This window comes from Candidatus Berkiella cookevillensis (assembly GCF_001431315.2).
In the GTDB taxonomy this organism is placed as follows: domain Bacteria; phylum Pseudomonadota; class Gammaproteobacteria; order Berkiellales; family Berkiellaceae; genus Berkiella_A; species Berkiella_A cookevillensis.
The window spans coordinates 1763049-1782845 of sequence record NZ_LKHV02000001.1 but is presented as its reverse complement, the minus strand read 5'-3'; the positions used below and the strand labels follow the sequence as shown (position 1 = coordinate 1782845).

Here is a 19797-nt window from a genome sequence, read left to right as displayed (position 1 = left end):
GGTACAAGATTATTATTTGATGAGTTGTGTATACAACGTATACATCATGGTATATATTTATCATATATACAACGTATACATCATGGTATATATTTATCATATATACAACGTATACATAGGTAATTTTATGGAATCTGCACGTAAGAGTCCGCAAAATAAAAAACTGGCTCAAAAAAAGGTCGTTAACTTAAAATATCCGGTTAAACATCTCGCTCTTTTAGATAAAGCTGTCAAGCTGCGTCCACATTCTGACCGAACTAGCTACATCATCGATGCTGTAACCCGGGCGGTTGAGAATGATCTTCTTAATAGGCAAGATTTCTTTTTAAGCGATAAAGATTTTGATGCATTTAAAAAAATGTTAGATGCTCCACCAAAAGAAATACCCGCATTAAAAGCTTTGTTTAAAGAGAAAGCGCCGTGGGAAAAATAAGTGCACCGAAGTTAATTTCAGAAGAACATGAGCTAAGTGATTTTGATTGCGGTAATGATGTTTTAAATATTTGGCTTAAGACTAGAGCCTTAGACAATCAAAACAAGTTCTCTACCACTAGAGTTGTTTGTATCAATAAAACAGTGATTGCTTACTACTCTTTAGTGTATGGCAGTGTTAATCGTGATGAAATGACAAGAAGTTTTAAGCAAAATGCACCAGAAAGAATACCTGTTATGATTCTAGGTAGACTCGCTGTTGATTTAAAGTGGCAAGAAAAAGGTATTGGCAAACATCTTTTAAAAGAAGCTTTGATTAAAACAATGGAAGCATCTAGAATCGCTGCTGTACGTGGGTTGCTTGTCCATGCTATAGATGACAAGGCAAAAGCTTATTATCAAGGTTATGGATTTTTGGAAAATAAAATAGAACTAACGCTTTTTCTTGGCTCAACCCCAATAAGGGGGGCACTTTAACCGTAATGTATTAAGCTAAGTATGTGAAAGATTTAGCAAAATGAGGTTAAAGATGCCCCGTACCAATCTTATTTTATTTTTGCCTGGTTTTACAATTAAGAAAGTCTTAAATGCTTCACCTTTAGTTATTGAGGCTACTTATAATCGGAAGCCCAAATGCCCTTTCTGTGATGGCTCTAAATTACGCATCAAGCACTCCTTCATGCGTGAGGTAAAATATGAATCCGTTGGCCTACGTCGTGCCTACATTAGATTCAAAGCACATAAGTTTTATTGTTATGCTTGCAAGCGTTATTTTAATCAACGCTTTCCCGGTATCTTAAAACATCAACGCGCTACAGAAAGATTAAAAGCCCAGGTCTTTGAACAACATACCCAAGGTGTCTCTCAATTAGATTTAGCCAAGCACTTAAAGCTCGGTAAATCCACTATTGAACGATGGTATCAGCAGCATTATTTATTGCGTGCTCAGAATATTAAAGCCCAACACTGGCCTAAAATACTTGGGATTGATGAACACTTCTTTTCTAAAAAACAACGATTTGCCACCACTTTTTGTGACCTAAAAAACCACCGTATCTTTGATATCGTTAAAGGCAAAAGTGGCTCTGATTTATTGCCTTTCATTAATCAGTTACCAGGTAGAGAGCGTGTCAAAATAGCTTGTATTGATTTAAGTGTTACTTATCGAAACCTCATTAAGAAGCACTTCCCTAAAGCCTTAATTGTAACGGATAGGTTTCATGTACTAAGACTGATTGAACAGGCTTTTATGAAAACCTGTCACAGCATCCATCCACAAATGAAGTACCACAGAGGAATACTGGCTATGTTTAGAACGCGTCCTGAGCATCTAACCGAAACCAAGAAGCTTAAACTTAAACAGTTCTTAGATGAACATCCTGCCATACAGGTGCTTTATCAGTTTAAAGAGCGGCTCTTTACACTTCTAAAACATAAACATCGCAAGGCAAAGGAATGCAAAAACCTAATCCCTATTTTCCTTGATATGGTTAAACAGCTCAAAGCTGCCATCTTCTTACCGCTTGTTAAGCTCGGGAAGACCCTATTTAAATGGAGAGAGGAAATAGTAAGAATGTGGCGATTCACAAAGAACAATGGGATTACCGAAGGATTCCATCGCAAGATGAAGCTCATTCAAAGAAGAGCATATGGATTTAGAAATTTTGAAAATTATAGATTAAGAGTTAAAGTGCTATGTTCGTAAACTGAAGTGCCCCCTTAAGTAGGGAAGACCCAACATACCTTTGGTCGAAGGTTACGTGCTGCTGGTGTGTCTCTTGAAACAAGAAAAGTACTACTGGGACATCGGAATGGCGATATTACAACGCACTACAGTGAACCGGAATTGCAGGAACTTTTGGATGCGGCAAATCGCGTATGCTCGTCTCACTCCGGCACTGATTATGTTGAAGAATGGTAGTACTATAAATTAAGCTCTGTAGCTATTTGATTGGAAAAATGGCGCGCTCGGAGAGACTCGAACTCCCGACCACCTGGTTCGAAGCCAGGTACTCTATCCAGCTGAGCTACGAGCGCACTCAAGCGACGCCATTATACACGAAATCAATCAATCTGTACTAATGCTTAGCTTAAAGTTGTTTCTCCCGTAGATTCAGGAACTGATTCTGTTGGAGATTGGATCCAGGAAAGTAAATGCATGCCACCTACAATCAGGCTGCTTGCAATAGCGGTTGGTACGCTACAGGCAACGAAATATTTACCCGCAGTGAGTACAGACCAGCTTTGAAAGGCTTTGATGCCGGCAAAGGCAAGGCCTGAGGCGATGCCTGATATGGCGACGACTTGCCAATCTTGATATTCACCACCAGAAACTTGCACAACTTCATTGTTTGTTAGTTCATACATGAACACTCTCCTTATGTAGTAGAAGTTATCTCAAACTTATTATTGTTGAGACAGCTGCTAGATTATCCCTTCTTTAAACCTTCCTTTTCTTTCTCTTGATTTGTCCAATGTAAGTAGGTGATCTCACCTTCACCAACCACACGTCCTTTGCGTAGTTGATTTACTTTAATGGGCAAATAATTTAGCTTTTTAGCAAACCATGTATTGGTTCGGTGGCCTTTGCGATGCACATGTTCAACTTTGACTGCAATGAATGTGCCCAAAGGTGTTTTCACCTCTTCTTCACCTAGAATACGAAAAGAATAAGTTTTTACCTCATCATCTTCTGCGACGGTATAAACTAAATTGGTTTTATTTTGGGTTAAGTCATAACGAAGACGTAGCATTTGCGTTAGTTTGTCTTGAACATTATTTGGGATAGCCATTTCCCAAGGTTCTTTAGAAACTTTGTTGCCGAGGGTTTTATTTTCCCAGTCAAAGGCAACATTGCCTCTTTTTGATCGCTTGCCTTCATGTATATCATAAAAGTAATTTTGTGGTTTTATTTGGTTTTTTTCCCAAGCGAAGTCGGTACTTTCATGATATTGGTAGGGGAGGAGCTTTACAGTGGGTTTTGTTTTACTTTCAAAGTGGTAGCTTCCATCCTGTTTTCTTTGTAAGCGGTGGATGGATTCACCGGCAGTGACGCCGAAGTATTTAACGTTATAGCGAGCTTCGTATTCTGCTAAGGGGAAAGCGTTACTTTGTGTTTGTGATGTATCTTGCTTTATATAAGCCTTTACAGCTGGACTAGTTAACCAAATTAAAACAGCAGCAATCGTGCTTAAAAACCAAAAATGTATTTGTGGAATAGGGTGTTTCACTGTTTTATGCCTTCGATTTCTGTGAATGTAAATTGAAGTCCAGTTTCGGGAATAGGCTGATTGTCCAATAGTACAACATTTTGTGATAATTTTAAGCGCCCATTAGAAAACCAGTTAACTATCTCAGGATAGAGCCAGTGTTCTGTTTTTAGCACGCGTTGTTGTAATGCCTCTGCTGATGCGTCCTCTCCTACTTCAATGATGGTTTGTGCAATCACCGGGCCACCATCTAATTCTGCGCTAACAAAATGTACACTCGCACCATGATGAGTTTCACCTTGCTCTAATGCACGCTGGTGTGTGTGTAGTCCTTTAAACTTAGGTAATAAGGATGGATGGATATTTAAGAGATGGCCTGTGTATTGTGTGACAAAAGTGTCAGATAAAATACGCATAAATCCAGCGAGTAACACAAGATCTGGCTTAAAATGCTGAATTGCCTCATGTAAAGCCACTTCAAAATGACTGCGTTCTGCAAAAGCAGTGTGATCAACAACAGTGGTTTGAATATGTGCTTTTTCTGCTCTTTCTAATCCAAAAGCATTGGGGTTATGACTGATAACCCCAACGATTTCATAATGACTATTAGGCATTGCATCAATGAGTGCTTGCAAGTTACTGCCACTACCACCTATTAATACAACAACTTTGCAGGCAGCGGAGATTGCGTTATTCATGTGTGTAGATCACTTGTGCGCCTTGCGTATTTTCAACCATTTCACCGATGATCCAGGCATTTTCGTGATGCTGTGCTAAGAGTGTAAGTGCTTGTTGTGCATTTTCTTTTGCAACACAGACAACCATACCAACGCCACAGTTATAGGTGATTCTGAGATCGTCTAAAGAAAGTTGTGCATGTGTTTTAATCCAATCAAACACAGGGGGTAAATCCCAGCTGCCAGTATTGATTTTTGCTGCAAATGTTTTTGGAATAAAACGAGGCACGTTTTCAGTAATACCACCACCCGTAATATGGGCTGCACCCTTTAATAATTTTGCTTGGTGTAAGGCTTGCATGCATTGGCTATAAATTTTCGTTGGTGTGAGCAAAATGTCTTTAATAGAACGACCATCTAAGTTGTCATCTTCTAGGGCTGGCTTTGATTCTAAAATTTTACGAACCAATGAATAGCCATTTGAATGCACACCTGAAGAGGCAATAGCAATCAGTGTATCTCCAACAGTAATATCACTGCCATTTACAATTTCTGATTTTTCAACGGCGCCAACACAAAAACCTGCTAAGTCATAGTCTTTGTTGTGGTACATGCCTGGCATTTCAGCGGTTTCGCCGCCTACCAGTGCCATACCTGCAATTTTGCAGCCGGTGGCAATACTTTGCACGACTTCTAGCGTAATTGTCTTATCTAACTTTCCGCTTGCATAATAATCTAAGAAAAAGAGTGGCTTTGCACCTGTTACAAGTAAATCGTTCACACACATCGCAACAAGGTCAATTCCAACGCCTTTATGGTTGTTCCACTGCAATGCTAAGCGTAATTTAGTGCCCACTCCGTCTGTTGAGGAGACCAAAACGGGTTGTTTCAAGTTATAATGCGACAAGTCATACAATGAACAGAAGCCACCGAGTGGGTTAAGTACGGCTGGATTGAAAGTGGAGGAAACGATATCTTTATAGTTATCAACCAATTCATTTCCAAGTTCAATATCCACTCCTGCGTTTTTATAGGTGAGTGGTGTAGACATAATGCGTAATCCTCAAGATTAACAATGAATCAAATAATTAAGCCAGCTAAATTATGATTTTAAAACTGCCAAAATCGCCAATACTGAAGGTCGTAAAAAGGATACAAATGTTACAACAACTAACCAAGATAAGACAGTATTTTTCCATCACACAGATACTGTTCAGTTTCTTTTCTATGTTAATTTGTACAAATATTTGTGCGAATGTGCCCGCAAATACAGAAATTTCTCAAAATTTGTATCAGGCGGTGATAGTGGCACCCAGTCGAGATGAAGCCCAAAGAATAGCGCTTTTTCAAGAAGGAATGAGGATTATTTTCAAACGTATTGCAGGAACAGAGGATGTATTAAAGCTGCCTGCAGTGGAGCAAGCACTGAAAAATGCGAGCGCTTATGTTGAACGTTATGATTATCATGGCGATCAATTAAGAGTAATATTCAGTGCGCAGATGATGAATGATTTATTATTCAAGAATGGGTATGCGTTGTGGGGGCAAAAGCGTCCCACACTGATTTTATGGCTCGCTATGGATGAGAATAATAAGCGCTATATTATGGGAGAGCAATCAAACCCTGATTTGCACGCTATGCTCTTAGATTTTGCGCAAGAGCGAGGTTTACCTTTGGTTTTGCCGGTCATGGATTTAACCGATATGCAAAATGTTTCTGTGTCAGATATTTTTAGTAATTTCCCAAGTGTTTTGACTGGGGCATCAAGCCGTTATGGTGCGAATGCTATTTTAGTCGGCAAAATGATAAAAAAACCACAAGGATGGGAAGCACAATGGCAGATACTCATTGATAGCTATCATCGTGAATGGGTTATGCAAAGTGCAGACTTTAATGATTTACTACAAAAAGGCCTTACATCTGTGATCAGTGATTTACAAGGGCGTTATGGTATTAAACAGCAAGACACCGCTTTTTCTAAATCATTATTAATTGGGGTAAAGGGAATACAGTCTTCGCGTGATTTTTCTAGAGCGGAATCCTATTTGAATGGTTTGGAGCAGGTCAAGGGAGTAACCGTGCGACAAGTATTTGCAAATGGTGTTATATTTGAGGTAAAACCTCAAAACGGAGTTGACAAAGAAATTTTGTCCCAGGTTATTAGTATGGAAAAACGATTTGCAGCGCTGGGCTATCATGAACGGCCTGTTGAATCACTGGATTTAACTTATCAATGGACGCCTTAATGGTAGATATCGTTACGGAAAACCAATTGCCACTTTGCTTGCAATTGAAAGATGATTGTACTTTTGAATCGTTTTATGCTGGTTCAAATGCACATATCATTAACATTATAAAAAGAGCTATCTTAAGCCCTCACGATGAGTTTATTTACATTTGGGGCAGAAAAGGGGTTGGATGTTCGCACTTACTTCAAGCAGCTTGTCATTTTGCAACTTTACATCAAAGAGCCTCTTTGTATTTACCATTAAAGCAGCAGCTCAATACCAATATTTTGCAGGATTTAGAGCGTACGGATTTGGTTTGTTTGGATGATTTAGATGCGATTGCAGGAGATAAGCTTTGGGAAGAGGCCATTTTCTATTTGTACAATAGAATAAAAACCTCACAAAAAAAATTAATTATTGCTGCTCAACAACCTCCTAAAGGAGCACATATTCAATTGATGGATTTACGTTCTCGATTGGAGTGGGGCATTGCTGTGCAAGTACATGCCTTGGAAGATAATGATTTGGTATGTGCTTTACAGTTAAGAGCCAAAAAAAGAGGCATGCAGATTAATCAAGAGGTGGCTGAATTTATTATTAATAGAGTTACGCGTTCCATGTCTTCTCTCTATTTAACTTTAGAGCAATTAGATGTTGCTTCATTAACCTTGCAAAGAAAAATTACTATCCCCTTTGTTAAAAAAATACTAAAACTTTAACAGAGTATAGAGGCTGTCTCAAAAATAGCAACTTTGTGTTCAGCCAAGGCGCAGATTCTTTGAGCAGCGCAGTTTAACAGGCGTAAATGAGCAGCGAAAAAAAAGGGCTCTGTTGAGCCCTTAACGTGGGGGAAACGCTATTAGGGTTTGTTTTTGCTCTTGTTATAGTAAGAGTAGTCAACCGGTGTTGCTACGGGATTGTAAGGCTGTTTGCTGTAGCTAGGTTTGCTAAACATATTGAATAACCCCATTAAACCACCCGCATATAAATCCGTTTCAGGTGACATTTTTTGATAAGCGCTTTCACGTACCAATGCTTCAATTGGGTTATCACTTTTAAGAATTTTAACAAAGCTTTGTCCTACATCATCTACTTTTTTAACAACTTCTTGTACCAATGGATCAGAGCTGTTGCCAAAAAGTGCTTTGGTAAATTTTGTTGCCATTTCTGCAAATGCGCCGGCGAATTTTGGAATAAAACCGAAAGTCGTTTCTTTGCTACGATGGGTACTATTCTTATTGCTTGAGCTAGAGGTAAACATTTTAAATAAATTACCAAAACCAGACATTAAGGCGTTTGAAATAGCACTGTAATCTTGTTTGCCATCTTTTTTAGAAGTGAGAAAATCTAACATATATAAGCTCCCCAGATATTTAAATTGTATGTTTTCTGCTGATGTAGTTAGCTTATAAAAAATGCGGGGAAAGTGCTATTTGATTCAGATAAGTGTCAAAAAAAAGGAACCAAACGGTTCCTTTTTGTGCAAATACACTATTTTTTCTTTGCTTTGCGTGAGCTAGAAGGCTTTGGCGAAGTTTCTATAGTGGGCTCTGGTAAATCATTAGCTGCTGCTGGCTGTTGTTGACGATTCCATAAATTACCAAAAAAGCGACTTGTAGAAGTATAAGCGCTTGAGGCACTCTCTTTTACATAAGTTGCGCCTGCCGATAAGCTAGAACCATCGAGGGTAGCTGCCTTCTCTGCGGCACGATTAAATCCGGCTTTGACTAATTCTTTGGTTCCAAGAAATAGACCCCATGCAATTGTACATTCAACGGCGGCAATACTTGTTGTTAGGGCAATTTCACCCACGGTAAGTACAGCAGGGCTTAAATAAATAGCTGCGACAGTCCAAGCAACGGTAGTAGCACCAACGACAGCAGCATGTGTTTTGAAATTCATGAATCGCAACCTTTAAAAATATTAAAAACCTAATAATAGTCACAGCACATGAGTTTTACCCGCGAGGGGCACAATGTTGGGTAGGCGTCAAGCCTCGAGCAACCGGAGTGTACAATTAGTACATGAGGATTGCGAGAGGGCGAAGACAACACCCCTAAAAGCTCATGTGCGAAGACTATAGGTTGAAAATTCTAGGGGGTTCTTTAGCATTCAACAAGCAATTTTAGACAGATGGTAGTATTTTTAAGTATGAGATCCTTCTTGAGAATTTAAGCGCATGGCTATCGTTGCTATACGTTTACCAAAAGCCATGCAAAGTGCTCGCTCATCTTTGCTGATAGGCTGATCGCCCTGTGTGCCTGCTACATGGCTGGGTCCATAAGGGCTGCCCCCAGTTTGGGTGCGATGTAACTCAGGATGATGATAGGGTAAACCTGTGACGATCATGCCATGGTGCAAGAGTGGGAGTAACAGGCTGAGTAGCGTACTTTCTTGCCCGCCATGTAGCGTGCTGCTCGATGTAAAGACACCGGCTGGCTTGCCAATGAGTTGTCCTGAAAGCCAAATGTCTAAAGTAGATTCTAAAAAGTGTTGTATATTAGCTGATATATTTCCAAAACGAGTGGGGCTACCCAGTATCAAGCCTGAGCAGCTGAGGAGATCATCTCGTGTCACCATCAGCGAAGAAGCGGTATTTGGTGTTTGTGATTGATGCAAACTGGGCACTGTTCGAAGTTTGGCTGTCACGTTGCTAATGCTTTCAACACCTAAGGCAATCAGTTCTGCCATTTTTTGTGTAGCGCCTTGGCTGCTGTAATATAAAATGAGAATAGATGTTTTTGTATTCATTATTTTAATATTTCCAAAATTTTTTCAGGGGGGCGTGCAATGATTGCTAGCTTATCAGTGATCACAATAGGGCGTTCGATTAAGATTGGGTAATGGTGCATCGCATTAATTAGCTGTTCTTCTGTCAGTGATGGGTTGTTCAACTTTAACTCTGAATATTTATCCTCTTTAACGCGAAGCAAGGTTCTTGCTTCACCACCTAATAGCATAATTATTTTCTTAAGTTCTAAAACAGAAGGTGGTGTCTTAAGATATTCAACTATCGTCAGATTTACAGACATATTGTTCAAAATTTCAAGCGCTTGTCGTGATTTTGAACAGCGTGGATTATGGTACAAAGTGACTTGCATTCTTAACCTAAGCATGCGTAAATTTAAGATGAACTATCTTACATCCTAGTTAATTAAATTTCTACATACAGCGTGTGTTTGTGAAAACTAACATAATAACTTCTTTAACATTTGGAAATTGACGTGAAAATTTGCAAACATTGTTTAATTACAGGGAAAGTGCAGGGGGTGTTTTACCGCCAGACAACCCAAGAAAAAGCAAAAGCATTAGGGCTTACCGGTTGGGTACGCAATTTACCAAACGGTAGCGTTGAGTGCGTTATTTGCGGTGATGAGGATGCCGTGCAATCTCTCTGCGACTGGTTGTGGCTCGGATCTGATGCTGCAAATGTAACGGATGTTAAAGTGAATGAGCATGACTTAGAGGTCTATCAAGATTTTAGTATTCGCTTTTAAAAATAGCATGCCTTTAAACCTTTATTTTTACGATGATTTTGAATTAAAGTGCGCGCTGAGCTGCTTGCATTCTCATTAATTTATCGGTATGTTGCCTTTTTTCTTATCTGATAATCTATAATTAGGAAAATAATAATGAGTAACGGAACTTTAGTAAAAGCTGCTATTGTTGCATTAAGTTGCAGTTTTGCATTGGTTGGGTGTGGCACATATAATCATAATTACCAAGCTTCTTTTGATCACAATCATACAAATCAAGTTGCATTTGTTAATGCTAACGTTGATGCTGAAACACTTGCTGTTAACAAAGCATCGGATGAAGCAAAAAACGCGCAAGAAAATCAAGATAAGAATCAACAGCACATTGTTTCAAGCACCTACCATTTCAAACATGATAGCGCTGCTTTAAATGAACATGCAAAAACAGAATTGGATCAGTTTGCACAATATTTAGCAAAAAATCCTTCTGCAAAAATCAATGTTGAAGGTTATACCGATCCAAAAGGTAAAGCTGAGTATAATTTAGCACTTGGTATGCGTCGTGCTGAAGCCGTAGCTGAATACTTAAGAACGCAGGGCGTTAAAGAATCTCAAATTAAAGTAAAAAGCTATGGCGAAGAAAAGCTTGTGAATACAAAATCAAGTCCTGATGCTTTAGCGCAGAATCGTAGAGCGGTTGTATCTTTTGAAACAGATGAAGGCATCGCTTAAACGCTTCGTGTTCTTCATGGATGTTTTTTTGTAAAAGAAAGGATCTTTGTAGGGGACGACCATTGTGTCGTCTCGAATAACCTGAGAACAAGCGGGACGACACAATGGTCGTCCCCTACAGAGCAAGTTATACTTTAACCTTTTCTTTCAAAAACGCAATTAATTGATCAAAATCAATCATTTGATTATCACTTTCTCTGCGGTTTTTATATTCAATCTTATTTTCATCTAAAGCACGTTCACTCAAGACTAATCGATGTGGAATACCAATCAAATCGCTTTCTGCAAACATGCGTCCGGGTCTTTCATTTCTGTCGTCCATCAAAACTTCAAAGCCATGTTGCTGTAGTTCTTGATAGAGTTTATCCGTCGTTTCTTTCACACGATAAGATTTATGGTAGTGTAAGGGAATCAAATTAATATGAAAGGGAGCCATGGGGGTTGGCCACATAATGCCCTTTTCATCATAATTTTGCTCAATAGCCGCTGCAACGATTCGAGATACTCCAATGCCGTAACAGCCCATTTCCATGACAATGCGTTGTCCTTTATCATCCAGAACGGTTGCATTCATTGCTTGACTATACTTATTGCCAAGCTGGAAAATATGACCTACTTCAATTCCTCGACAGATTTCCAAAGAGCCTTTGCCATCAGGACTTAAATCACCTTCTTTGACGGTTCTTAAATCTGCAACGTTTGTGGGTAAGGGGAGATCACGATTCCAATTGACACCACAATAATGCTTGTCATTTTGGTTAGCGCCACAAGAGAAGTCAGACAGATTCAAGACAGCATGATCCGCAATGATTGGAATATTGAGCTCAAAGGGGCCAACAAAACCAGGTTGGCACTTGCAAACAGATTGTACGGTTTCTTCATCTACCAGCGTAAGCGGTGAGAATACTTCTGGTAACTTTTCCGCTTTAATGGCATTGAGCGTATCATCACCTCTTAACAAAAGAGCCACGACGGGCGAATCTTTGCCTTGAACTAAAAGCGTTTTTACAATTTGCTTTGTCGCTAAACCCATATGCTTGGCTTGGTCTTCGACAGAACGAATATTGGGTGTTTCAACGATTCTCAATGTTTCTTTTGCATCTGCGCGTGCTGTATTGGGCAACATGGCTGTAGCGGTTTCCACGTTTGCGGCATAGTCTGATGCGGGGCAAAAAGCAATTGCATCTTCACCAGATGAAGCCAGTACATGAAATTCATTGGATACACTGCCCCCGATGGCTCCGGTATCTGCGAGTACAACTTTAAAATTTAAACCTAAACGTTCAAAAATTTTAGAATAGGCTTGATACATTGCTTGATAAGTATTTTCCAAAGAAGATTTATCAATATGAAAAGAATAAGCATCTTTCATTAAAAATTCACGGGCACGCATGACACCAAAACGAGGTCTGATCTCATCTCTGAATTTCATTTGAATTTGATAAAAGCAACTGGGTAATTCTTTGTAGCTCTTTAATTCTGAACGCATTAAATCAGTGATCACTTCTTCATGCGTCGGGCCGAAACAATACTCTCTCTTGTGTCTGTCGGTAATTTTTAGGAGTTGAGGACCAAAAGCATCCCAACGCTCTGTTTCTTGCCAGAGTTCAGAAGGTTGTACGGCAGGCATCAATAATTCTTGTGCACCGGCGCGATCCATTTCTTCGCGGACAATACGTTCTACTTTTCTGAGAACCCGCAGCCCCATGGGAAGCCATGTATAAAGGCCTGAAGCGAGTTTGCGGATTAAACCAGCCCTAAACATGAGTTGATGACTGATAAGCTCTGCGTCTTGAGGTGATTCTTTGATGGTTGCAAGTAGTAACTGACTCGTGCGCATCTTTTACCTTATTAATTATGCTAATTTCTGAACAAATTCAGATTGTGGGAAATTTTGTTTTAATACAGTGTAAGCATCTTGGGCAAGCTCAGGTCTTTCTAAACGACGATAGGCTTGTACCATAATCGCAAGTGCTTCCTCAATTTGTGGTGATTTGTCAAAATGAACAACAATGTAGTTTGCACGGTTGGCTGCGGCTAAATAAGCACCTTTCTTGAGGTTAAAACGTGCAACGAATAATTCATTTTCTGCAATCAAATTACGCAAGTAGACCATACGTTGTTTTGCATTATTCGCATAAACACTGTTTGGATAATGTGTAACAAGATGATCAAAGGATGCGAGAGACTTCTTGGCAGGTGTAGGATCTCTTTCTGCACGTTCCATGGGTAAATATTTACTGAAAAATCCCATGGCTTCGGAGAAGTGAATTAAGCCTTTCATGTAATAGGCATAATCTACATGAGGGTGGCGTGGATACATGCGAATAAAGCGATCTGTCGCAGGTAATGCTTGCGCATAATCTTCATTGAGGTAAAGCGCATAGATAGAGCCAAGCTGAGCCTTATCTGCATAATCACCAAAGGGGTAACGGGCTTCAAGTGCTTCAAAATCTTCGACAGCTGGTTTAAAACGTTTCTTATTCGTGTTTTTTACACCTTGCTGATAAATTTCGTTGGCACTCATGCTGTTATAACGTTCATCTTTGGAAGTAGAATGACACCCTGATAGTATCAATGTAACTAACAGACATGAGGCAAGTTTTTTCATTTCTTTATACATAATGTGTGGGTTACAACTATTTTTACAAGCCCACAAGATTAAACCAAAAAAGGTCAATAAGCCAACTTGGCTGTAAAACCTAGCTTATGGGACACCCACACAAGAACCAATTCATTCGTAGGGGCGGGTTCTGCGCCGGTCGTCAAATTTCAGGACGGACACAGTGGGTTCGCCCTCCTGAGCAATCCCCACGAATTTATACTAGGTTGTCATCCCAGAATTTTGCGAAGCAAAATATCTGGGAGCCACAGGCGTTTTGCGCCTGGTAGCCCACAGGGCTACTGGATGCCAGCCTTCGCTGGCATGACATATTATCTGATTTTCTCAGAATAAAAATTTGAGGGGGAGCGCTCAGGTTCCGCCTCTACATAATCTATTCCATCCATTCTTAGTAAAAACTTATTACTGAGCTTCAATAAAATGTGTGCTTCTTGTGGGGTTCGTATGGAGTGGATTTGGGCATCGTTATTATTTAAGATATATAACAAACAATATGTCCAAAAAAATGGGTTAAGTAACTTTAAATGAAAATTCAGCTTGAAACAGAAATACCTATAGATTTCAAAGGCATGCGATTAGATGCGGCACTGGCCAAATGTTTTCCTGAACACTCTCGCTCAAAGATCACCGACTGGATTCGCGCAGGAGATGTCTTGGTAGATGGTGCTTCTGCCATGCCAAAGCAAAAAGTTGCAGGCGCTGAAAAAATTTTTATAAAATCTCAGCTAACTGAATTGAGTGACAAAGCCGAAGATTTGCCCATCAATGTTGTCTATGCGGATGAAGACATTATCGTTATCCATAAGCCCAAAGGCTGTGTCGTACACCCAGGCGCAGGGAATTGGGAAGGAACTTTGCTTAATGCACTGTTGTTTCATTATCCTGAATTAAAACTATTGCCACGCGCAGGCATTGTTCATCGTTTAGATAAAGACACGACAGGTCTCATGGTTGTAGCAAGAAGTCAGCTTGCCTACCATCAGCTTGTTGCCGATTTAAAAGATAGAAAATTAAGTCGACATTACTATGCTTTGGTAAAAGGCGAATTGATCAGCGGTGGAACCCTTTCTTATCCTATGGGGCGTAGTCGACAAAATCGTCTTAAAATGACAGTTGCAGGCAACGGTAAACCCGCTGTTACTCATTACAAAGTAGCTAAGCGCTTCAAGGGGTATACGCTGCTCAATGTTAAATTAGAAACAGGCAGAACACACCAAATTCGCGTGCATTTTTCACATGTTGGTCATCCACTCATTGGTGATCCACTCTATAAAGCCAGAGGCATATTGGCGCCTAATCTAAGCGAAGATCTCAGAAATAAAATTAAAGCCTTTCCAAGACCGGCTTTACATGCTTATTATTTAGGACTAACACATCCAGCAACACAAGAAGCCATGGCGTGGGAGCTTCCCATTCCAGAAGATATAAAAACAATGCTTAAGGAGTTAGGAGATGAATGTCATCACACCAAATTGGCCAGCTCCGAATTGGGTTAGCGCTTTTACTACAACGCGAGAAATGGGCTTAAGCCGTAAACCATACGATAAATGCAATTTAGCGCATCATGTTGGTGAAGACGTCGTGAATGTGACACTCAATCGTTTGAGATTACAACAAAAATTCAATTTGAACCCTAAATTAACATGGTTAAATCAAACGCACAGTGATCGCGTAATTGAATTAACCAGACCCAATGCAAACTATCTAGATGCAGATGGTATTTGGACACGAAAAGCAGGACTTTCTTGCATTGTCATGACTGCGGATTGTTTACCCTTACTCTTATGTGATACGGCTGGTAGCTTAGTTGCTGCTATTCATTGTGGATGGCAAGGCATTGCTAAAGGCATTATTGAGCGTGCGATTGAACAAATTAAACCTCATGCCAATGGTGAGTTGCTCGCTTGGTTTGGCCCTGCAATTGGACCTCGTGCTTTTGAAGTGGGTAGAGATGTCTATGATTTATTTGTACAACAAGATTATGCTGCAAACCAAGCCTTTGAACGATTGAAAAGGCCGGGTAAATGGCTTGCAGATATTTATGCCCTTGCCAAAATAAGACTTTATAAATTAGGGATTGATCATATTTTTGGTGGGGATTACTGTACCTACACAGATACAAAGCATTTTTATTCTTATCGAAAGGAAAAAATAACAGGGCGTATGGCAACTGTTATTACATTATCTCCTAGTCTTCGCCCATAAACTTTAAGGGGTGTTGTCTTTGTTATCTCGCAACCTTCATGTACTAATATAATATATACATGAAGGTTGCTCGCCTACCCTACATTGTGCACCTTGCGGGTATATAGCTCTTTAATTTTGATTGTGAATCCCCATTATGTAATCAAGAATATATGTCAGAGCACTTGGGGTTTAGATTTTACAGCGGTGGGCTTTCTTAAAAAGGCTCACTTGCGCGTCTCAGATTACAACAAGAGCGCTTAAAGTTGACATGTAATGAATATAATCTAAGGAAATATGCATGTTAGACAAGTTAACCAATAAATTTCAACAAGCCATCAATGAATCACATTCATTAGCCGTTAACCGCTCACATTCATTGATTGAACCTATTCATTTATTATCAGCAATGCTCGATCAATCTGGGGGCACCGCACGACCTATTTTGCAAAAAGCGGGTGTGAATATTGATAAGTTACGTTCAGATGTCAGTCAGGCACTGGATCAGCTTTCAGTATTGCAAGAGGGTGCTGAAGATCCAAGACTTTCTCCTGAATTACATAAGTTACTGCTACAAGCAGAGAAATTAGCCAAAGCCAAAAAAGATAGTTTCATTGCAAGTGAATTGTTTTTGCTTGCCCTCATTGACAGTAGCGATAGTGCTGCAAAAATATTAAAAAACGCAGGTACGAGCAAAGAAAAACTAACGCAAGCCATTGATGAAACACGAGGTGGCGAAGCCGTTAATGATGAAAATGCTGAAAATCAAAGGCAGGCATTAGAAAAATTTACCATTGATCTGACAGAACGTGCGGAGCAAGGAAAATTAGATCCTGTCATTGGCCGTGATGAAGAAATACGACGAACAATTCAGGTTCTACAGCGTCGTACTAAGAACAATCCTGTATTAATCGGTGAGCCAGGGGTTGGTAAAACGGCTATTGCAGAAGGTTTGGCGCAACGCATCGTGAATCATGAAGTACCTGAAGGTTTAAAAGGCAAACGCGTTTTAATGCTGGACATGGGGGCGTTGATTGCAGGCGCAAAATTTAGAGGTGAATTTGAAGAGCGTTTAAAGGGAGTATTAAAAGATCTCTCAAAGCAAGAAGGTGAGATCATTCTCTTTATTGATGAGATTCACACAATGGTTGGCGCAGGTAAGGCAGAAGGTGCAATGGACGCCGGTAATATGTTAAAGCCAGCACTTGCCAGAGGCGAATTACATTGCGTGGGTGCGACTACATTAGATGAATATCGTAAGTTCATTGAAAAAGATGCAGCACTTGAGAGACGATTTCAAAAAGTTTTTGTTGGGCAGCCATCCATTGAAGACACCATTGCAATTTTGCGTGGCTTAAAAGAGCGCTATGAAATTCATCATGGTGTGGAAATAACGGATCCAGCTATCATAGCCGCAGCCAATTTGTCACAACGTTATATTACGGATAGACAGTTACCAGATAAAGCCATTGACTTAATTGATGAGGCCGCTAGCCGCATTCGTATGGCGATTGATTCAAAGCCTGAACCTTTGGACAAACTTGAACGCAAATTGATTCAGTACAAAATGGAGCGCGAGGCGCTTAAAAAAGAGCAAGACCAAGCATCCAAAGAAAGATTGAAAAACTTGGAGCAGGATATTCATCGTATTGAGAAGGAATATGCTGATTTAGAAGAAGTTTGGCAAGCAGAAAAAGCAACATTACATGGTGCGAAAAATATTAAGGAAGCTTTGGAAAGAGCGAGAAATGATTATGAAGCCGCAAGACGTGCCGGTGATTTAGGTCGTATGTCAGAGTTACAATACGGTAAAATTCCTGAACTTGAAAAGCAATTACAAAAGGCCAGTGAAGTAGAAGCACAGGGTGCTACCTTATTGCGTAACAAAGTAGGAGAAGAAGAAATTGCTGAGGTTGTTGCTAAATGGACTGGCATACCTGTTAGCAGAATGCTGGAAGGCGAAAAACAAAAATTGCTCAGAATGGAAGAAGAAATAGCTAAAAATATTGTCGGACAAAAAGAAGCCATCAGTGCCATTGCCAATGCAATACGGCGCTCTCGGGCAGGTCTTGCTTCTCCGCATACACCTGTGGGTTCATTTTTGTTTTTAGGGCCAACGGGGGTTGGTAAGACGGCATTGTGTAAATCATTGGCAGAGTTTTTATTTGATACGCAATCAGCTTTAGTGCGGATTGATATGTCTGAATTTATGGAGAAACATTCTGTATCGCGCTTAATTGGTGCACCTCCGGGGTATGTTGGATATGAAGAGGGAGGTTATTTAACCGAAGCGGTAAGACGCAGACCCTATAGTATTATTTTGTTAGATGAAATTGAGAAAGCACATGTTGATGTTTTCAATATTTTACTGCAATTACTTGATGAAGGACGTTTAACTGATTCGCAAGGTAGAACCGTTGATTTTAGAAACTGTGTTATTGTCATGACCTCTAATATTGGTGCAGAACGTATCCAAGTCATGTCTGGTCAGCCTTATGAAGAAATGAAAAAGGAAGTGACAGGTTTATTAGGCGATTATTTTAAACCAGAATTCATTAATCGTATTGATGAAACTATTGTATTCCATGCATTGAATCAAACGCATATTCATGACATTTTAAAAATACAATTGGCAGAGATACGAGAACGTTTACAAGAAATAGGTTTATCGCTTGAGGTAGAAGAAGATGCCTTAGATAAGCTTGCACATATTGGCTATGACCCACTATATGGTGCAAGACCTTTGCGTCGTGCCTTAAGACAGTATCTAGAAAATCCGCTTTCACAAGCTATTTTGCGAGGAGATTATCAAGCAGGCAGTGTGATACGTGTGCATGTAAAGAACGATGAGCTTGTTTTATCTTAAGTAAATTTATAAAAAAACTCACAAGGATGTAATGAGATAAGAGCTAGGTTCTACAGAAAAATGGAACCTGGCTCTTCATTGATGTAAAAAGCAACCTCATCCATTTCCATCTTTAATTCATGATATATTTCTCCATGGCTATGGTATTTTTCAACAAAAATATGAAGTGTTTCTAATGCTTCTAAACACTTATCTTCTTTTTCAAATAAAGTGGTTATACTTTCTTTTGCATAGTCTTCAGTATAGCTTTTTAAAAAATGATTCATTTCATCCAGCTGTTCTTCTGAATACTCGGTGTGCGTTAGTGTGATTAATGCATCTCCAACGGCTTCAATTTCTTCGGGGGTAGGGGCAGTCATGGCTTTTAAGACTCCTAATTATTCATTACCTAAATGACTTGGGTTTGTCTGAAAGAGTTCCCAATATAATTATGAGTTGTAGCTACAACAGATTGTCTCAAGACTTAATCTTCTGACCTATGTGCTAGCAGTTTGGTGATAAGTCATTTAATATTACCGTTTAATATAATCTATTGAGTAACAATGAATGAATCTGAACTCTTTATTTGACAGAGCAAATCATGTTCTTGCTTTGCAAGATCCTGAAGAAAAAATATACTGCATTCGAGAATTATATAATGCATTTCTCTTCGAGCAGATCACTTTTCAGCGATCACATTCTTTTTGTATAAATGAGGTTGGTTTTCCGTCTAATTTAAGCTGGGTAAACCCCAACGCACTCAAAGCAAGACGTGTCGGGAGTTCGCAAGGACGTGCTTCTATGATTCATGCAGTTTGTCATATTGAGTTTAATGCCATTAATTTAGCATTAGATGCTTTATGCAGATTTGAAACTATGCCTGAGCAATATTATGTTGATTGGTTAGGTGTTGCTGCAGAAGAAGCTTATCATTTTCATTTATTGAATCAACATTTAGCAAATATGGGATATGCTTACGGTGATTTTTCTGTGCATGATGGTCTATGGCAAATGGCAATTGATACATCTTATGATGTATTGGCACGTATGGCTTGTGTGCCACGATTATTAGAGGCACGTGGTTTAGATGTCGCACCTTTTATGGCAGAGAAACTTGAAAAATCAGGTGATAAAATTGGCGCATCTATTTTGAAAATTATTTTTCATGATGAAAAAAATCATGTCCAGATTGGAAATCATTGGTATCATTTTTTGTGCAAAGAAAGACAGCTTGATGCCTTGCAAACATTTAAAGTATTAGTGCAAAAACATGCAGCTGATTATTTAAGAGGACCATACAATATCGCGGCAAGAATGCAAGCTGGTTTTTTTGCAGATGAGCTTGATTATATTGAGGGTTATCGTTTTGAATCATTATAAATAATAATAA

At 39.5% G+C, this 19797-nt stretch carries 22 protein-coding genes, 1 tRNA gene and 1 pseudogene; 12 read left to right on the top strand and 12 right to left on the bottom strand.

Annotation, left to right across the window (positions count from 1 at the left end):
* Window positions 1–127 precede the first annotated feature (127 nt).
* The 4 genes and pseudogenes from CC99x_RS07735 to CC99x_RS07720 all read left to right on the top strand — a co-directional run.
* On the top strand, window positions 128–433 hold the full coding sequence (locus CC99x_RS07735; protein ID WP_057623779.1) for a type II toxin-antitoxin system TacA family antitoxin: 306 nt from the start codon (window positions 128–130) through the stop codon (window positions 431–433).
* Window positions 421–909, top strand: a complete 489-nt coding sequence (locus CC99x_RS07730; protein WP_057625486.1) for a GNAT family N-acetyltransferase — start codon at window positions 421–423, stop codon at window positions 907–909. Before CC99x_RS07735 ends, CC99x_RS07730 begins: the two co-directional genes overlap by 13 nt.
* A gap of 52 nt (window positions 910–961) precedes the next feature.
* On the top strand, window positions 962–2137 hold the full coding sequence (locus CC99x_RS07725) for an ISL3 family transposase (RefSeq protein ID WP_057625485.1): 1176 nt from the start codon (window positions 962–964) through the stop codon (window positions 2135–2137).
* 30 nt (window positions 2138–2167) lie between these two features.
* Window positions 2168–2353, top strand: a pseudogene (locus CC99x_RS07720) (hypothetical protein); the annotation flags it as partial.
* A gap of 39 nt (window positions 2354–2392) precedes the next feature.
* On the opposite strand, the gene CC99x_RS07715 reads toward CC99x_RS07720, so the two are convergent.
* From CC99x_RS07715 to purM, 5 genes are all read right to left on the bottom strand, one after another.
* Window positions 2393–2469, bottom strand: a tRNA-Arg gene (locus CC99x_RS07715).
* A gap of 48 nt (window positions 2470–2517) precedes the next feature.
* Window positions 2518–2799, bottom strand: a complete 282-nt coding sequence (locus CC99x_RS07710; protein ID WP_057625484.1) for a hypothetical protein — start codon at window positions 2797–2799, stop codon at window positions 2518–2520.
* Window positions 2800–2861: 62 nt separating this feature from the next.
* Window positions 2862–3662, bottom strand: coding sequence for a DUF3108 domain-containing protein (locus tag CC99x_RS07705; RefSeq protein WP_057625483.1), 801 nt, complete (start codon window positions 3660–3662; stop codon window positions 2862–2864).
* Window positions 3659–4339, bottom strand: coding sequence for a phosphoribosylglycinamide formyltransferase (purN, locus tag CC99x_RS07700; RefSeq protein WP_200953507.1), 681 nt, complete (start codon window positions 4337–4339; stop codon window positions 3659–3661). Before purN ends, CC99x_RS07705 begins: the two co-directional genes overlap by 4 nt.
* Window positions 4332–5369, bottom strand: coding sequence for a phosphoribosylformylglycinamidine cyclo-ligase (gene purM, locus CC99x_RS07695; protein WP_057625482.1), 1038 nt, complete (start codon window positions 5367–5369; stop codon window positions 4332–4334). The genes purN and purM overlap by 8 nt, the downstream gene beginning before the upstream one ends.
* 107 nt (window positions 5370–5476) lie before the next feature.
* Between purM and CC99x_RS07690 the strand changes: the two genes are divergently transcribed.
* Together CC99x_RS07690 and hda are read left to right on the top strand one after the other, a co-directional pair.
* Window positions 5477–6565, top strand: a complete 1089-nt coding sequence (locus tag CC99x_RS07690; RefSeq protein WP_057625481.1) for a DUF2066 domain-containing protein — start codon at window positions 5477–5479, stop codon at window positions 6563–6565.
* Entirely contained in the window at window positions 6553–7266 is a 714-nt protein-coding gene (hda, locus tag CC99x_RS07685) for a DnaA regulatory inactivator Hda (RefSeq protein ID WP_083477408.1), read from the top strand. Before CC99x_RS07690 ends, hda begins: the two co-directional genes overlap by 13 nt.
* A gap of 140 nt (window positions 7267–7406) precedes the next feature.
* Here the strand turns inward: hda and CC99x_RS07680 are convergent, their stop codons facing one another.
* From CC99x_RS07680 to arsC, 4 genes are all read right to left on the bottom strand, one after another.
* The gene (locus tag CC99x_RS07680) at window positions 7407–7901 is read right to left on the bottom strand and encodes a hypothetical protein (RefSeq protein ID WP_057625479.1); all 495 of its coding nucleotides are present in this window, start codon (window positions 7899–7901) and stop codon (window positions 7407–7409) included.
* A 137-nt stretch (window positions 7902–8038) separates the two neighbouring features.
* Window positions 8039–8449 carry a hypothetical protein gene (locus tag CC99x_RS07675; RefSeq protein ID WP_057625478.1) on the bottom strand — a complete coding sequence of 137 codons (411 nt, stop codon included), beginning with the start codon at window positions 8447–8449 and terminating at the stop codon, window positions 8039–8041.
* A 243-nt stretch (window positions 8450–8692) separates the two neighbouring features.
* On the bottom strand, window positions 8693–9298 hold the full coding sequence (gene wrbA, locus CC99x_RS07670) for an NAD(P)H:quinone oxidoreductase (RefSeq protein ID WP_057625477.1): 606 nt from the start codon (window positions 9296–9298) through the stop codon (window positions 8693–8695).
* Window positions 9298–9648 (bottom strand): arsenate reductase (glutaredoxin), encoded by a 351-nt coding sequence (gene arsC / locus CC99x_RS07665; protein WP_057625476.1) that lies wholly within the window; start codon window positions 9646–9648, stop codon window positions 9298–9300. The genes wrbA and arsC overlap by 1 nt, the downstream gene beginning before the upstream one ends.
* Before the next feature lie 123 nt (window positions 9649–9771).
* Between arsC and CC99x_RS07660 the strand changes: the two genes are divergently transcribed.
* Together CC99x_RS07660 and CC99x_RS07655 are read left to right on the top strand one after the other, a co-directional pair.
* Window positions 9772–10044 carry an acylphosphatase gene (locus CC99x_RS07660; RefSeq protein WP_057625475.1) on the top strand — a complete coding sequence of 91 codons (273 nt, stop codon included), beginning with the start codon at window positions 9772–9774 and terminating at the stop codon, window positions 10042–10044.
* Between the two features lie 135 nt (window positions 10045–10179).
* Window positions 10180–10755: an OmpA family protein gene (locus CC99x_RS07655; RefSeq protein WP_057625474.1), complete on the top strand. Its 576-nt coding sequence runs from the start codon at window positions 10180–10182 to the stop codon at window positions 10753–10755.
* Between the two features lie 127 nt (window positions 10756–10882).
* On the opposite strand, the gene CC99x_RS07650 is transcribed toward CC99x_RS07655, so the two are convergent.
* Together CC99x_RS07650 and CC99x_RS07645 are read right to left on the bottom strand one after the other, a co-directional pair.
* Complete coding sequence (locus CC99x_RS07650) at window positions 10883–12595, bottom strand: proline--tRNA ligase (protein ID WP_057625473.1); 1713 nt, start codon at window positions 12593–12595, stop codon at window positions 10883–10885.
* Window positions 12596–12610: 15 nt separating this feature from the next.
* On the bottom strand, window positions 12611–13366 hold the full coding sequence (locus tag CC99x_RS07645) for an outer membrane protein assembly factor BamD (RefSeq protein ID WP_158003239.1): 756 nt from the start codon (window positions 13364–13366) through the stop codon (window positions 12611–12613).
* A 536-nt stretch (window positions 13367–13902) separates the two neighbouring features.
* On the opposite strand from CC99x_RS07645, the gene rluD reads away from it, so the two are divergent.
* The 3 genes from rluD (at window position 13903) to clpB (ending at window position 18428) form a co-directional block, all read left to right on the top strand.
* Window positions 13903–14874, top strand: coding sequence for a 23S rRNA pseudouridine(1911/1915/1917) synthase RluD (rluD, locus tag CC99x_RS07640; RefSeq protein WP_057625471.1), 972 nt, complete (start codon window positions 13903–13905; stop codon window positions 14872–14874).
* Window positions 14831–15583: a peptidoglycan editing factor PgeF gene (gene pgeF, locus CC99x_RS07635; protein WP_057625470.1), complete on the top strand. Its 753-nt coding sequence runs from the start codon at window positions 14831–14833 to the stop codon at window positions 15581–15583. Before rluD ends, pgeF begins: the two co-directional genes overlap by 44 nt.
* Window positions 15584–15863: 280 nt before the next feature.
* The gene (clpB, locus tag CC99x_RS07630; RefSeq protein ID WP_057625469.1) at window positions 15864–18428 is read left to right on the top strand and encodes an ATP-dependent chaperone ClpB; all 2565 of its coding nucleotides are present in this window, start codon (window positions 15864–15866) and stop codon (window positions 18426–18428) included.
* A 50-nt stretch (window positions 18429–18478) separates the two neighbouring features.
* Here clpB and CC99x_RS07625 read toward each other — a convergent pair whose 3' ends face one another.
* The gene (locus CC99x_RS07625; RefSeq protein WP_057625468.1) at window positions 18479–18787 is read right to left on the bottom strand and encodes a hypothetical protein; all 309 of its coding nucleotides are present in this window, start codon (window positions 18785–18787) and stop codon (window positions 18479–18481) included.
* A 187-nt stretch (window positions 18788–18974) separates the two neighbouring features.
* Between CC99x_RS07625 and CC99x_RS07620 the strand changes: the two genes are divergently transcribed.
* Window positions 18975–19787, top strand: coding sequence for a ferritin-like domain-containing protein (locus CC99x_RS07620; protein ID WP_057625467.1), 813 nt, complete (start codon window positions 18975–18977; stop codon window positions 19785–19787).
* Window positions 19788–19797 lie beyond the last annotated feature (10 nt).